Source organism: candidate division KSB1 bacterium, from assembly GCA_034505495.1.
GTDB lineage: Bacteria > Zhuqueibacterota > Zhuqueibacteria > Residuimicrobiales > Krinioviventaceae > Fontimicrobium_A.
Window position 1 is genome coordinate 33,747 of record JAPDQV010000011.1, and the last position, 14,813, is coordinate 48,559.

General features: G+C 54.1%; 11 protein-coding genes. 2 read left to right on the forward strand and 9 right to left on the reverse strand.

Annotated features, from left to right (window positions below):
- Positions 1-175: 175 nt before the first annotated feature.
- The 8 genes from ONB24_06650 to ONB24_06685 form a co-directional block, all read right to left on the reverse strand.
- Positions 176-1,165 (reverse strand): D-glucuronyl C5-epimerase family protein, encoded by a 990-nt coding sequence (locus ONB24_06650; protein ID MDZ7315783.1) that lies wholly within the window; start codon positions 1,163-1,165, stop codon positions 176-178.
- A gap of 9 nt (positions 1,166-1,174) precedes the next feature.
- Complete coding sequence (locus ONB24_06655) at positions 1,175-2,449, reverse strand: glycosyltransferase family 4 protein (protein ID MDZ7315784.1); 1,275 nt, start codon at positions 2,447-2,449, stop codon at positions 1,175-1,177.
- A 9-nt stretch (positions 2,450-2,458) separates the two neighbouring features.
- Positions 2,459-4,495 (reverse strand): asparagine synthase (glutamine-hydrolyzing), encoded by a 2,037-nt coding sequence (gene asnB / locus ONB24_06660; GenBank protein ID MDZ7315785.1) that lies wholly within the window; start codon positions 4,493-4,495, stop codon positions 2,459-2,461.
- Between the two features lie 78 nt (positions 4,496-4,573).
- Positions 4,574-7,072, reverse strand: a complete 2,499-nt coding sequence (locus ONB24_06665) for a YfhO family protein (protein ID MDZ7315786.1) — start codon at positions 7,070-7,072, stop codon at positions 4,574-4,576.
- 23 nt (positions 7,073-7,095) lie between these two features.
- Entirely contained in the window at positions 7,096-8,133 is a 1,038-nt protein-coding gene (locus ONB24_06670; protein MDZ7315787.1) for a glycosyltransferase, read from the reverse strand.
- Positions 8,130-9,092, reverse strand: a complete 963-nt coding sequence (locus ONB24_06675) for a glycosyltransferase family 2 protein (GenBank protein MDZ7315788.1) — start codon at positions 9,090-9,092, stop codon at positions 8,130-8,132. Before ONB24_06675 ends, ONB24_06670 begins: the two co-directional genes overlap by 4 nt.
- 2 nt (positions 9,093-9,094) lie before the next feature.
- Positions 9,095-9,880, reverse strand: a complete 786-nt coding sequence (locus ONB24_06680) for a DUF4292 domain-containing protein (protein MDZ7315789.1) — start codon at positions 9,878-9,880, stop codon at positions 9,095-9,097.
- Entirely contained in the window at positions 9,880-11,868 is a 1,989-nt protein-coding gene (locus ONB24_06685) for a tetratricopeptide repeat protein (GenBank protein ID MDZ7315790.1), read from the reverse strand. Before ONB24_06685 ends, ONB24_06680 begins: the two co-directional genes overlap by 1 nt.
- Before the next feature lie 189 nt (positions 11,869-12,057).
- Between ONB24_06685 and ONB24_06690 the strand changes: the two genes are divergently transcribed.
- Positions 12,058-12,882, forward strand: coding sequence for an HAD-IIA family hydrolase (locus ONB24_06690; protein ID MDZ7315791.1), 825 nt, complete (start codon positions 12,058-12,060; stop codon positions 12,880-12,882).
- A 314-nt stretch (positions 12,883-13,196) separates the two neighbouring features.
- Here the strand turns inward: ONB24_06690 and ONB24_06695 are convergent, their stop codons facing one another.
- On the reverse strand, positions 13,197-13,967 hold the full coding sequence (locus ONB24_06695; protein MDZ7315792.1) for a glycoside hydrolase family 16 protein: 771 nt from the start codon (positions 13,965-13,967) through the stop codon (positions 13,197-13,199).
- 148 nt (positions 13,968-14,115) lie between these two features.
- Between ONB24_06695 and ONB24_06700 the strand changes: the two genes are divergently transcribed.
- Positions 14,116-14,811 carry a DUF5020 family protein gene (locus ONB24_06700; GenBank protein MDZ7315793.1) on the forward strand — a complete coding sequence of 232 codons (696 nt, stop codon included), beginning with the start codon at positions 14,116-14,118 and terminating at the stop codon, positions 14,809-14,811.
- Positions 14,812-14,813 lie beyond the last annotated feature (2 nt).

A 14,813-nucleotide genomic window follows, 5' to 3' on the forward strand; every position in this document is an offset into this window, starting at 1 on the left:
TTTAGCGAAGCTACAACGCCGAGTGTGGTAATGGTCGAAACAAAAAGCTGCCAGTAGCCCAAATCGACCTTTCCGTACAGCCGCGTAAGCACCGGCGTGAGAAGAAAGGCAATCATGTGAGCGGCTGCGGTACCGGAGATCAGCTTGAGGACGTTTTTGCCGAACTCGGATTTGATCATAGACGATTCAGCTGCTTGAGGGCGCGATATTTTACCGCATACATTCGCAGAATGTTGCGTGGACGGTCGTAGCTCTTGAAATGTTCAGCCCAGCGCTGAAACTCGGCGTCGCCGGTGAGTTTGTGAAAGAGACGAAGCTGGGTGACGACCAGTCGAAGATAACCGATCGTCGCCGGATCAGGGTCGGGATAAAACGGCTCGCGACAATAATTGTAACGCATCCACCAGCCGAGATCGTATCGAGGCAACCAGGCCTTGGCGGAGCGAACGCCTGCATCGAAGAGCTCTTTGGCCTTGGGGTGACGCAGAACGCGTACAAGGTCATACAGTCCGCAGAGCGAAAAGAAAAAACCGTCCAGTACCATGGTGGGAAACGGCGCGGGATATTCCTCATAAAAGGGTCCGACATCGGTAAAGGTCGTCACTCCGCCTTCGGCCGCGGGAATTTCAAAGATTTTGATCGCCTCCTTTGCTGCATCCAGATATTTGTGCAGGCGCGTGATCTGCCATCCGCGCAGGAGGATAGAAATGCCGCGGCTTTGGGCGAACGCCGACGGCCAGGGTTGATTGATTCGATATTCCGGTTTGGGGACGTCGGTCAGCCAGTAAACCCCCTTTTCATCCTCGATGCTGTTGTCGTAAAACCAATCGACGATGGCCATAAATCGGTGCTTATCCTCTACCGAACGCGTCTTGAGCCAGGTATGATAAACCGCCAGTCCCCATTGTCCTATGGAAATCGGGTAGTAGATCATGCGCGGCTCGGCCACATCGATATAGGAGGGAATGATGGGGATGCCGTCTTCGTCAAAGTGAAAGTCCTGACTATGCCCTGCCAACAGCTCTTTTTCGTCCATCAGGAAATAATACTCGCCCAGCTGCAGGCTGTGCAGATCCTCAGACAGGCGGTAGATCTCGGCATCGCGCGTAAGATCTCTGAACAGCTTGCGCGACATAAAGGCGATTTTTTTCAGACGCGAAGCCATGGGGCAGCCTCAAGCTTTAGTCAGCAGTTGATCGAACAGCTTGGCCAATTCTACGGTTTGCCGGCGCCGCGAAAAAAGAAAGCGGTTTTCGCCTGGTTGCCGGCTCAAAAGATCGATGATCTTTTCGGTCATCTCCGGATCGTCAGGCGCAAGTACGATCCCGGCTTGAGCCGCACGCAGATATTCAGCAGCATCACCGTCGGGCGGTCCGATGCCTAAAATCGGCCGTCCGGCGCCGAGGTAATCGAAAAGCTTGCTCGTCGGGATGCCTTTGGCATAGGACGTCTCTGGAATCACAAAAAAGAGCAGCGCTGCGCTCACCATGGCCGCTGCGGCCTGCCGATGCGGCAGATAGCCGTGAAAACGGCAGTGGGGAAGCAACCCTTCTTCAGCCAAGGATCGCCTAACCTCGGAATGGACCGAGCCGTAGAATTCAACGACCGTCGGCTCTCGGCTTTCCTCGATGATGCGTCTGAAAGCCCGCCATAGGGCAACGGGATTCTGGTTGACCGCCAAATGTCCGGCATGAACGAAGCGGCGCACGACATCCCTTGGCGCCGGAATAAAGTCTTCCTCATCAAAGCCGTTCGGTATGACAAAATAGTCATTCTCGGCCTTTTTCTGAAAGAGATTTTTGAGCGTCGGACTGACGGTGACGACGGCCGAAGCGGAGCTCAGGACGGATCGTTCCAATCGGCGATCCAGCTGCAGCGCCGCACAGGTCCGGTGAAGTGTGTGATAATAAAAAACGTCGGTCCAAGGATCGCGGAAATCGGCAACCCAGGGGCGCCCTGTCTGCTTGGATAAAACTCGCGCAATGAGATGCGCGGTCATCGGCGGGCCGCTGCTGAACAGCAGATCGACCCCTTGGGCGCGGATTATCTGAGCCCCCGCCTTGACCGCAAACGGCAGCCAGCCGATACGGGCATCCGGTATAAAGATGTTGCCGCGGATGAACGCTGCCAGTCGCTGCAATAAAGTCCCCTGAGTGTCTTCGGTCAGCACAAAAGTCGCAATCTTTTCATCGGGTTTTTTACCGGTCAGCCGCCGATAAAGGGCATAAGGCTCGAACGAAGAGGTGCGAATGATCCGGAGTCCTGGGGGAACGTCCTGCAGGAGGCTCTCATCCACGGCAGGGTACTCGCCGTCCGCCACGGTCAATACGATCGGCTCCCAACCGCAAAGCGGCAGGTATTTACAGAACTTGAGCACTCTCTGCACGCCCGGCCCGCCCGCAGGCGGCCAGTAATAGCTGATCACCAGGACTTTTTTGCGCTTCGCCATGAACTGTTTTTAACCGCAGTATCGTTTCAGATCAAACTCTTTTTTCACAAAAGCGTCGCTTTCCAAAAACATCTGCTTCCAAATGTAAAAACCGGTCAATACCCAAAGCAGATTGTAATGCCAGCGAAGACGCGGATGCGGTTTCGCATCCAAAACGGTGCGGATAAAGTCGTAATTGAAAATCCCGTCCCTCTCGATTTTTGCGCGGGTCAACACGGCCTCGGCAGTCGATTTCAAGTCCTTTTGGAACTGCAGATAGGGGTTGAAGGTAAAGCCCCATTTTTTCTTGCGGATGATTTTTTCCGGCAGATAGGGAGCCATGGCTTTGCGCAGCAGGCCTTTGGTTTTTCCGCCCAGCATTTTCAAGCGACTGGGGATTGAAAAGCCAAAGCGCACCAGATCGAGATCGAGAAAAGGAACGCGCTCTTCGAGCGAATGCGCCATGCTCATGCGGTCTTCCACCAACAGATAGTCGTTGACCATTTTCGACGAGAATTCGACGGCAAAGATTTGATCGAGCGGCGACAGCCCGCCATAGCGCTCGAACAACGGTGCAAACTCGCGCTCGATCGGCTGCAGGGTCTGCTGCAAAAATGTCGGAGCGTAGATGCGGCGCCAGAGAGGGAGGTCGTAATCCCAAACGTTACGCAGAATCAGGTAAAATTTGCGCAGATTGCCGACCGAAACCGCAGCCTGCAGACCTCGGCGCACTTCGTCCCATTTGGCCGGAAGAAGCCTGGTTTGCGCACGATAGAGCAGGAGGGCGAGCTTGGCGCCGATTGCGGCATCGAACTCTTGCGGAACGACCGCCAGCAGGCGATTGAACGGCAGGGTGAGGCGATGGATGTCGTAGCCGGCAAACAGCTCATCGCCGCCGAGACCGCCGAGCACCACTTTGACGTGCTGCGAAACAAACTCGGACATGGCAAAGCCCTGCAGGAGATTAATCTTGGGCTCTTCTGCATGCCAAATCACCTCCGGCATGCGGCGCATGGGATTCATATCCAGTTTGAGCGAATGATGGATCGTTCCGTACCGTTCGGCAGTGAGCAGCGCATCTTCATTTTCATCGGTCGGCTCGTTAAAGCCGAGGGTAAAGGTGCGGATTTCCCGCACACCCGCTTCGTGCATCATGGCTACAATGGAGCCGGAATCTAGGCCGCCGGATAGATAGACGCCGATCGGCACGTCGCTGACCAATTGACGTTCCACCGCCTGACGCAGTCGGAGCGGGATCTCCTGCAGCCAATCCGCGATGTCCCGCCGCTCTTCGATGCGCGGTTCAAGAACAAAGTATCGTTGCAAAGCAATAACTTGGCCGTCTTCGACGATCAGGTAATGGGCCGGCGGAAGCTTTCGGATGCCTGCGGCAAGCGTCTCGTCGGTTTGATTGTAACGGAGATTGATTTGATGATGCAGCGCCTGAGGGTTGAGCTTTCGCTCTACCGCGGGGTGCAGCAGGATCGCCTTGTACTCGGAGGCAAAGACAAAGAGGCCGGGACGAGAGAAATAGTGCAGGGGCTTGACGCCGAAATGGTCGCGCGCCAGAATCAACCGCGGCCGCGCGCCGCGCCTGTCCAGGATGGCAAAGGCAAAAATCCCGTTAAGGCGGATAAAGGCATCCGGTCCGTCCAATTCATACAAACGCAGGATGACTTCGGTATCCGATTTCGTGTAAAACGTTGCCCCCCGATCGAGCAATTCGCGGCGCAGCTCGCGATAATTGTAGATTTCGCCGTTATAGACAATCGCCAGCGTGCGGTCGTCGTTAAAAATCGGCTGGTTGCCGGTTGCCAAGTCAATGATGCTGAGTCGACGATGGCCGAGACAAACGTCGCCGGCCTGATAGACTGCCTCGTGATCCGGTCCGCGATGCGCCAGCAGGCGGCACATGGCGGTAACGAGCGCCTGATTCTGACGCCCTTTCTCCATTACGCCGCAGATGCCGCACATAGGTTCCTCAAAGGATGCAATCCAAGTGAGCGGACAGTCGATACCTTGGTCGGCACGCTGATTCCGTATTCCCAAGCCGACTCTGTTTCGCAAAAGCTGATCCGAATACGCGGCCGCACCGAAAGAGGGATCCTATTTTCATCAAACGCACCAGTTCGTTAAAAAGAACGTTCATTTTGCGGAACCTTTGGCCGCTGCGAGTCTCTTTCTCAACTCGGGAAAAAGCGTCGCGATCAGCAGCAAATAAACGATACCGTTGGCAATTCCGGTCATGGCGACGCTGATCTTGTACGAACGCGGCTCGAGTTTGAAGGAAATCGTGCTTTCTCCCTCCGGAAGGACCACGCCGCGCAGAATATGGTTGACTTTGTAAATCTCTGTTGGGCGTCCGTTTACGACGGCCTTCCAGCCGGCGGGGTAATAGATTTCGCTCAACACCAACAGCGTCGGCTGGTCGCTAAAGACTTTGAGATCGATGTAATTGGGCTCATAGCGGGTTACTTGGGCGCTCCATCGGCTCGGCGTGCGGATTTCCGCCGAGACGGGCTTTTCGACGATGGCGATAGAATCGGGCCGGAAGGAGGCCTGATTCAGTCGCGCCAACCGGCGATCCCGCTCGGGAATGACCTCGATTTTGCCGACGCAGAAGGCGCGCGGCAGGGCGCCGCGGTTGCGGTAAACCCTCAGCTTTTGCGCCGGATCATAGTAGATGCTGTCGAGTCGCGGATGCGTCAAAGGTTGCGGAGAGATCAAATAGCGCGCGTTCAGCATATCGACCAGATTCCAGTTGATCGGCAGCTGCGTGTTGCCGAATTCCGGATCGGTTCCCTGCAGCAGGCAGCTTTCGCGCACATCCTGATAAATGCGCAGCTTGGCCGGGTGATAGCCTTCGATCGACTGATGAAAATAGGCCCAGTGCGCGTCGCCGCCGAGATCGCCGAGCGGGTAAACGCGATGCGGTTCCGGATCGCGGCGAATGACGCGGTCGATCTCGGTTTCGCGGAAATAGGCGTCGAATTCGCTTTGCGGCACCAGGTCGCGCATGTATCGGTTGCAGATAGGCAGAAGGTCTATCAAACTAACAATCAGGATGAGAATCGCCAACGCCGTGCCTGACAGTGCTTTTTTCAGATAGGCGACGACGATCGCAAATGCGGCCGTTACCAGCGCCAGCATACGCAGTGCGTCGCCCTTGAGCAGATCAAAGCGGGCGGCTTTGAGCAGCCGGATGATCTCAGGATTGTAGCTTCTTGCTTCCTCAGGCCGCAGCAGGGCCAACTGTTGACGAAGCAGGAGAGGCGCAATACCCAACAGCGCCAAAATGCCGAAAATGATCGCCGCCGTTTTGAGGAGCTTTTGGGTCTCGCTTTCTTTTAGACGGCTCATAAAAGCGTTCAACCCAAAACCGGCCAGGACGGAAACGCTGAACATGACTAGAACGACGATCATGGTCGGCACACGAAATTTATTAAAGAACGGCACCCAATCGAAAAAGAGACGGTAGACGAGGGGGAAATGACGGCCGAAAGCCAGCAAAAGGGAGAGCAGCATCATCGCCGTAAGCGCTTTGACCTCGCCGCGGCGCAGGCAGAGCCCAATTCCCGCCAGCGCAAAAAAGATGGTGACAACGCCCATATAGTCGGTCGTCGAAGTGAAAGGCATGTGACCCCAATATCCGGGGATGACGCGATTTTGAAGCTGCGGCACGGCGTCGCCGGTGTAGAGCTGGGAAGAATGGCCGCCCCAAAAGCGCGGGATGATAAAATTGTACATTTCTCCCGGATGCAGCGACCATTGGGTGGCGTAATCAAGATCCAAACCGGTAGAACCTTCCTCCCCGGTACCGCCGCGGATCGAGTATTTGCTGTATTCCTGCACCTGCAGCACATGAAAAGCGGACATGGCGGCGCCGACGCCCAACGCAACCGCCGTCAATACGATGCGCAGGGCGGCTGCAGAGGACCGTTTCTCTTTGAAAAGCCGGTAAAGCTCGACCACGCCGAAAAAGCACAGCGCGAGAACGAGATAAAAGACGATCTGATAATGTCCCGCCCGCACGGCCAGGCTGAATCCGATGGTAAAAAGTAAAAAGTTGAGCAGATCGGCTTTGCGCATCCAGCGCAAAAAGAGAAAGATGACCAGCGGCATGAGGAGAATCGTCTGCACTTTGCCGTTATGGCCGGCTTCCAGTAAGCCGACAAGGTTGGGCCACCAAACGAAAGCAACTGCCGAGAACGAGGCAGGCAAAGTCGAGACGCCGAGAGTTCGCATCAACAAGATCATGCCGACGGCTCCGATCAGATAATATAGCGCCTGCCATTTGATCACCCACGCCAAAGCGTCGAGAAGATAACGGGCAGGCTGTTCGAAGGGCGGCCAAAGGGAGATGAGATGTGCCGGCATACCGGAAAAGACGTTGTTAGCCCACAACGGCGTATAGGAATACTGTTTGCGCGCCTCGAGGATCGAATGGGCGTTGCCTTTCCAGGCGATGATGTCGCTGCTCGGCGGGATCTTGTTCTCGAAAACGATGGGGAAAAAGTAAATCAGAATCAGGATGAAAAACAGCCCGGCCGCTATAAGGACCTCTCGAGTGGGCGTCCAGGTAATGAGCGGCTTGGAATCGACTTTTTTGACCGGCGTCGGCTTTTTAGATGTTTTTTTGGCCATAGACCACCTGCCTTTTGGTTATCTCAATGATAGTATCGTTTGACGAACCCTGTGTATTCACCTTGTTTTAAAATGACCCGTCTGAACCAGGCGATGCTGAATCCGAGGCCGTAGCCGAAAATTTGAATGGGGATGACGATAGGCACCAGCAGCCCGACGATCGGATTTTTATAGCGCCGCGCTGCGTCGATGCCGGAAAACAGAAGGAGAAGAACTGCCGTACCGAGAGCGACGCACCAAAGCTTTGCCGCGAGGGGTAGGAAGAGCGCCGATACGGTCAATAAGACAAATCCCCACAACGCCAAGGCTGGGACGGCATGTAAAGGCTCCAGCATACTGCGGTCGACCATAGCCAGATTGATACGCGCGGCTCCCCAATTAAAGACTTGCCGGAAAAACTTGCGCAGCGAGGTGCGGCGCTTGTGATAAACCACTGCTTCCTCCAAAAGGGCGACTTTGGCGCCGCTCTTGAGAATGCGCCGACTGAACTCGATATCCTGACCGTGACGCAGCGAGCCGAAACCGCCGATCTTTTCCACTACCCTCCTGTGGACGCCCATGTTGAAGCTGCGGGGGTAAAATTTTGCCAGACTTTTTTTTCGTCCGCGCATGCCGCCGGTGGTCAAAAAGGAGGTCATCGAATAATTGATGGCCAGAAGAAGCGGTGCAAAGTCGGCCCGCGCGTCGTCGCGGCCGCCAAAGGCATCGAGCTGCTCGTCGGTGCGAAAAGCGTCGTAAATGATCCCCAGCCATTCGGGCGGAGCAATACAGTCCGAATCGATAAAGACAAACACTTGGCCGCGGGCAGCCGCCATACCGGCGTTGCGGGCCGCGCCGGGGCCTTGGCGCTCACGGATCAACACTTTGAGATCGAGATCGCTTTCGGCGTGGAACCTGGCGAGCATATCTGCAGTGCCGTCGGTCGATCCGTCGTCGACGATGATGACCTCGAAGCAGTGTCTGTCGAGCGTCTGCGCCTCCAGCGAAGCCAACAGATCGACGAGTTCCTCTTTGCGATTGAAAACCGGTACAATGACCGACAAGAACGGCTCGGGACTCACGATTCGTTCTCCCAACCGATCCGCTCTTTGATCAGGCTGTTGTCCGGCGCATCGGCGCGAGATTCGGTAATCATCTCGCCCAACAGCCCGATGGAAAAGAATTGGATCCCCACGATCATCAACAAAAGGCCGAGAAAGAGCAGCGGCCTTTTGCTCAAATGCGCGCCGAAAAAGATCTTTTGCATGGCCAGAACGGTGAGGATGATAAAGCCGGCCAGACTGGAAAGCATACCCCATGTGCCGAACAGGTGAAGCGGCCGCGATTTGTAGCGGGTAAGAAAGGTTACGGTAAGCAGATCGAAAGCGCCCCGCAACAGCCGGGCGGCTCCGTACTTGGATCGGCCGTATTTGCGCGCATGATGCTGAACCGGCACTTCGGTGACGCGGAATCCGTTGCGATAGGCAATAACCGGAAGATAGCGGTGCAGCTCCCCGTACAGCTTGAACGATTTGACGACGTCGCGGCGATAGGCCTTAAGGCCGCAGTTGAAATCGTGCAGACGAATGCCGGAAAACCAGGAGGTGAAACGGTTGTAGATTTTCGATAACAGCCGCTTTGTAAAAGGGTCCTGCCGCATTACCTTCCAGCCGGAGACCAAATCCCATCCTTCATCCAGTTTTTTTAGGAGTTTGGGGATTTCAGCGGGATCGTCCTGCAGATCAGCATCCATTGTCACCACAAAGTTGCCCTGCGCCGCCTGAAAGCCCGCTGCCAGAGCCGCCGCTTTGCCGCAATTGCGACGGAAACGGATCATTTTGAAGCGAGGATCAAGGCGGCAGAGCCGGCGGACACGTTCCGCCGAGCCGTCCGTCGAGCCGTCGTCGACAAAGATAATTTCTGCAGGAACATTCAGCTGCGACACGGTTGCGAGCACGAGACGGCCCAGCTCTTCAATCGACTCTTCCTCGTTCAGCATCGGAATTACGATGGATAATTCGAGCGGCTCGTGGGAATTCATGATTATAACCTGATTTTGATCACTTCCGACGGCAGTTTGAGGTGAAAATGCTTTGCCGACAACGGCCGATTGACTTGGACATCCTCATAAAACAAGGTCAGTGCTTCTTTTGCCTGCGGCCGGACGATCCTAATCGTCTGCGGCAAAGTCACGCCGGCTATGCGCAGAAAGCGGCGGTACTCCTGAATCTGCATGATGCGGTCATGTCCATCGCGGATCACCACACGGGTCACGGCGCCGATTCGGTTGTCGATCGCATACTCGTACCATTTTACGTCCAGTCGGCCGGTCAGGAGCAAACTGTTTTCGCTGCGAAGGATGGAAGCCTCCTTCAATCCCGCGATTGTTACGCGCCCGGTCACCAGCTGCAGCGCCTCATCGCGCGTCACGTCAAAACCGAGCAACGGCTTGAGTCGCAAAGTGTCTTCAGCCCCGCCGATGTAGACCACCCGATCCATCGGTAGGAAAACGGCGACGCTGCGATGATCGAAAAAGAACATGCCCGCGTTCACGCCCAACAGCGCTTCCAATTTGACGAACAGCGAGTCGGGCATTTTCAGATAGACATTAACTTGGCCGGAAAAGGCTTGTCCGGGTGATTCGATTGTTATCTTGCCGCGTCCTGCAAGGGTCCGAAGCGCATTTTGAGTTTTTTCAAGTTGGGTACGAATGTAGGGAAGCCGCATTTCATCGGGGCTCGGCGCCCTGCGGCGTCCGCTCGGCATACAGCCGACCGCAAAGACAATCAGCAGCAATAGCGCGGCATAAAGGCCCGAGAAACGAAACATCAGTCGGATTCCGTTTCGAGCTCGAGCAATTTAATCAAAATATGCGTACGCCGGCTGTCCAGCTCGAGGGCACGACGCCATAAATCCTGGGCAGCCCGATTGTCGCCAAGTTTGAACATGACATCACCCAAATGCTCCGTCACTTCGGCATTGTCCGGCGCAATCTCCAAAGACGCCTCGATATAACTGCGCGCCTTTTCATAATCGCCCATTTGGTAATAAATCCAGCCGAGCGTATCCAAGTACGGAGCGCTTTTCGGTACGGCGGCGACGGCGCGTTCGGCCATGGCCAGAGCCTTTTCCAAATCGCGCGCCTGCACCGAAAGATGATAGGCGTAATTGTTCAGCACAATGGGGCTGTCCGGATTGTTGTGCAGCAGTTTTTTATAGAGCTCTTCAGCCCGGTCATATTGTCCGAGTTCATCGTAAGCGGCGGCCAGCGAGAGCGCGGTCTGGTCGTTGCGCGGATCAAGCTCTAAAGATTTGAGGTAATAGCGGACCGCGCGGGACGGATTTCCGCGACGATTGGCTACATAACCGAGATAGTAGGGAACGGCTGGATCTTTGGGAAATTTTGCTGCGGCAGTGTCGAGAACGGCCTCGGCTCGTTCGAGACTGTCGAGGTCGGCATAATTGAGAGCGCGCAAGATATAGATTTCCGGAACTTTCTGCTGCAGTTTTGCCGTGCGGTTGAACCATTCCAATGCTTTGTCCGGCTTGTTCATCCCTTGATAGAAGCGCCCTAACGCGGCGGGTGCCCGCCAATCGTCGGGATAATCGGAAGCGATTGATTCCGCCAATTTCAGAGCCTGCAACGTATCCCCTTTAAGAATCATCAATTTGGCTATTTCAATACCGGCACTCACGGCTGTCGAATCATTTTCCTGCAATGGAGAAAAGAGCGATATGGCTTCGTCCCATCGCTGCTGCTGGGCGTAAAGGTCTCGCAAAACCAGGCGCAGTCGATGAAAGCCGGAGTTTTGTGTTAAAGCAGAACGGCAAAGGCTTTCGGCAGCTGCCGTGTCCCGGCGCGCCAAATGAAGCAGAGAAAGGGCCAAATAGGCACTTTCGTTTTCGGGATGACGGCTGACTGCGCTTTCATAGAGCTGTAGGGCGGCGGTCGTATCCTTTGCCATCAGGTAGTATTGACCCAACTGAAGCTTGTTGCGCACATCGCCGCTGTCGGCAAAGCTCAATCGTTCAAACAGCTTGACCGCAGAAGCCAAATCCTTGCGGCTCTCATAGATCGAGATCAATTCCGCTTTGACGTCTTCGAAGCCTGGATTGACATCGAGCGCTTTCTGGTACCACGACAGCGCCCGAGTTGTGTCTCCCTGCATCTTGGCAATGCCGGCCAGTCCTAAATAGATGCTTTCGAGCTGAGGATAGAGGCGCTGCGCATCGATAAAAACCTGTTCGGCCTCGCGAAAATTACGGTTCTCCACAAAGCGCCCAGCCAGCTCCATCAGGTACTGCGGATCTTCAAAACCTGTTCGCCGCAGACGCTGATAGGTGGCGAACGCCTTTTTCGGCTTGCCGGTCATCACCTCCAGGGATGCAAGGTAATAGAGAGCTTCCTGGTCATCGGGACGCAATTTGACGATCTGTTGATAGACTTTGAGCGCTTCGTCGTATTTTTGCAGCGACTCGTAACAAAGCCCGAGTAGATACAGCGCCTCGAGATTGTTCGGGTCGAGTTTGAGCGCCTTGCGCGCCGACGATGCGGCTGCTTCGGGATTCTTCAAGTTGTAATAGTTGTCGGCAATGGCCAAATAGATACTCGGCGATGACGAATCGATCTCGGCCGCCTGATGGTAGTAGAACAGCGCCTCCTTAGGCATGTCCAACAGATCCATCACCGTCCCATTGACAACATGATTCAAAGCGCCCGGCCGATAAAGAGGCCCTTCGGGCTTGACGGCAGAACGCATCTTGACGGCGCAACTCAGGACAAGGGGAAAGAGTAGAAAAGGAAAGTATTTTTTCATGTCTTTACTTTAATTTTGACGCAAAATATATCATATCCCAGCCTTTTTCACAAGGAATAAATCCTTGTTAAAGCAATGCTAAAACCGTCGATGGCCCTGCTTTGTTCCTGCTTGGCCGCAAAGCTTTCCATTTTTGGCGATTTTTCCTATATTGCCGCCCGAAAACTGCACAACCATGAAAAAGGATCGATGAGCCCGAGCCCCGCCTGCAATATTCCTCTTTTTACCGCCTGCCGTGCCGTTGTGTGTGATTTGGACGGAACCCTTTACTTGGAAGACGGGCCTATTTTCGGGGCGCAACAGTTCCTTAAACAGGTTCTCGCCCGCGGTAAGCAGCTTTACTATTTTACCAATAACGATTCGATCTCGCGCGAAGGGTGGCTCAATAAACTGAGGGAACTCGATTTTCCCATTGAAAGCCGGCAGCTGATTATGGCGTCGGATTGCGCCGAAGCGTATTTGAAGCGGAACGGCTGGTACCCGGAGATCTATTTGATCGGCAACACAGATCTGCGGCGCGACTTTAGCGACCGTGGTTTCCGCTGCCTGGACGAATCGGAGGCTCTGCAGGGACAGGCAAAGGCCGTCGTTCTGGCATTCGATACCGAGCTGAATTATGAAAAGATAACCGTCGGTTACGAGCTGCTTATGCGGGGCCTGCCTTATGTCGCCACCCACGGCGATCTTTTGTGTCCGGTTACCAAAAACCGCTTTAAACCCGATATCGGTACATTTATCTCGCTCTTTGAAACTGCCTGCGGTCGAAAACCGATCCTGGTCGGCAAGCCGACGGCGGAAGCGGCAAGAGTGATTGCCGAAAAGGCGCAGTTGCCGTACAAGCGTATCGCTTTCATCGGCGATCGTTTGTATACGGACATGCAGATGGCTACCGATACCGGCATGGTCAGCGTGTTGGTACTGAGCGGCGAGACCACTGAGGCGATGCTGGCGGCATCGCATCTGCGGCCCCACTTGATCGCGGCTTCGGTAAATGATTTGACGGATTTTTTGTGATCTGTCTTTAAATGAATCTCAACTGTTGTTTAAATGGGGGGAACCGGGACATACTCCCAAACACCTCGTCAAGCGGCATGGGGCTTTAACGGATGTACCTAAAATAACGCCACAATCGCCAAGAGGATTCTCCTCCGAAAAATCGGCGATTACAGCGCAACCCATATAATTAACGTTCTTGCGGCGTATTCCATGCAAACCGGTAATGACCGTCAAGCCATCCCTAACTTGCCCATTATTAATGGCTCGATGAATCTTGTTAAATGCCGAGCCCTAAAAGAAGCTCTTGATTCTTCTCTTCTCGAAACTTCCTGCTATTCCAACTGGTATACGCGAACGTAATCGATGTAAAATTTCTGCGGCAGGACGCGCGGGTCCACGCCTTTGCTTCCTCCCCAGCTGCCGCCGAAAGCCGAATTTATGATGAGATAATGCGGCTGATCGAACGGCCAAGCGTCGGCACCTGTGCCCTCGTTTTCATAGGTAAAATACTTGACGTTGTCGACAAAGAAATCCAGCCGATCGCGGCGCCACTCCAAAGCGTAGGTATGAAAGTCTTCCCAGGGCGCTTTAATGGTGATGCGGTCGCCCTTATTGTTGCCGCGCATATGGTTGTAGGCTTTGGTGTGCACATTGGCGTGGATGACTTCGGGATCATAACCGACGTTCTCCATGATGTCGATCTCGCCGCAGGCCGGCCAGCCCACGCTGCGGTAATTGACTCCCAACATCCAAATGGCGGGCCACATGCCGAGGCCGGTCGGAATCTTGGCGCGCACCTCGACCCGCACGTATTTCCATGCCCCTTTGCCTTCCGTTGTCAAGCTTGCGGATGTAATGGGGCTGTTCTGATAATTGTCATGACGCGTTTCGATGATCAACATCCCGTTTTCGACGCGCGCGTTTTCCGCCCGCCTGGCCGTGTAAAACTGCAGCTCCCGATTGCGGATAAAACCCGTTTCGTACGTCCACTTGGTCGAGTCCGGCAGACCGGTGTAATCAAACTCTTCCGACCAAATCAGTTTAGTCTCGCCTGCAAAGCTGAGGCTCGTCAGCATGAGCAACAGAAAAGTCGTTTTCCGCATGGTTCAGGCCTCCTGGAAAAGATTCAGTTATAACTGCTTTTATAATAAAATCTCTGCATTTTACCCTTAATTTGCAAAAACAAAAGAATAGATTGTTTAAATGATGACAAAGAAGTACATTCTGACCAAGATCGTTTAGGAGTCCTCTATGCGAAAAATTTTACTTTTTGGGCTATGGCTTTTACTGAGCGACCTTTATGCGCAAAATCTGCAAGTCCACTACGATTTCAGCTCCGAACGCAACTATGTGACTTCTACTTTGGAAATGTATAAACCGGATACTTTAGGGGCTACTTTTTGGTTTGTCGATTTTGATTATAATTCATGGCAACCGAACAAATCCGCATCGTTGGCCTATTGGGAAATTGCCCGGTATTTTACGCTTCCCGTCTTTGAACGCCGTCTCTCGGCGACGCTGCAGTACAACGACGGTTTGATGATCGGTGCCGATGCCTCCGGTCAATGGGGGTTGCCGCTTGACAGCGCCTGGCTGTTGGGTCTTAATTACGCGTTTCCGCTTAAAAGCGCCTCGCTGACGGTTGAACTCCTCTATCGGTATATGGATGTTTCCCGTCGACCTGATGCGCAATTGACCATTGTCTGGTTTTTACCGTTGTTTCATGAGCGCATTCATTTCATGGGTTATTTGGACTATTATACGCAGGATTTACCGACAAAAGCCGGGATTGTCAAAAAGCCGATTCTGCAGTCCGAACCGCAGCTCTGGTACGTCCTGAACAGGACCTTCTGCATCGGCGGCGAGGTGGAATTGGATTATAATTTCGGCGGCTATTTGGGCAAATTCAAAGCTTTTCCCACTCTCGGAATCAAGTGGAATTTCTAAAA

Coding starts and splice junctions, on each gene's coding strand:
- ONB24_06650 (MDZ7315783.1), bottom strand. CDS start 1,165: ATGGCTTCGCGTCTGAAAAAAATCGCCTTTATGTCGCGCAAGCTGTTC.
- ONB24_06655 (MDZ7315784.1), bottom strand. CDS start 2,449: ATGGCGAAGCGCAAAAAAGTCCTGGTGATCAGCTATTACTGGCCGCCT.
- ONB24_06665 (MDZ7315786.1), bottom strand. CDS start 7,072: ATGGCCAAAAAAACATCTAAAAAGCCGACGCCGGTCAAAAAAGTCGAT.
- ONB24_06675 (MDZ7315788.1), bottom strand. CDS start 9,092: ATGAATTCCCACGAGCCGCTCGAATTATCCATCGTAATTCCGATGCTG.
- ONB24_06680 (MDZ7315789.1), bottom strand. CDS start 9,880: ATGTTTCGTTTCTCGGGCCTTTATGCCGCGCTATTGCTGCTGATTGTC.
- ONB24_06685 (MDZ7315790.1), bottom strand. CDS start 11,868: ATGAAAAAATACTTTCCTTTTCTACTCTTTCCCCTTGTCCTGAGTTGC.
- ONB24_06690 (MDZ7315791.1), top strand. CDS start 12,058: ATGAGCCCGAGCCCCGCCTGCAATATTCCTCTTTTTACCGCCTGCCGT.
- ONB24_06695 (MDZ7315792.1), bottom strand. CDS start 13,967: ATGCGGAAAACGACTTTTCTGTTGCTCATGCTGACGAGCCTCAGCTTT.
- ONB24_06700 (MDZ7315793.1), top strand. CDS start 14,116: ATGCGAAAAATTTTACTTTTTGGGCTATGGCTTTTACTGAGCGACCTT.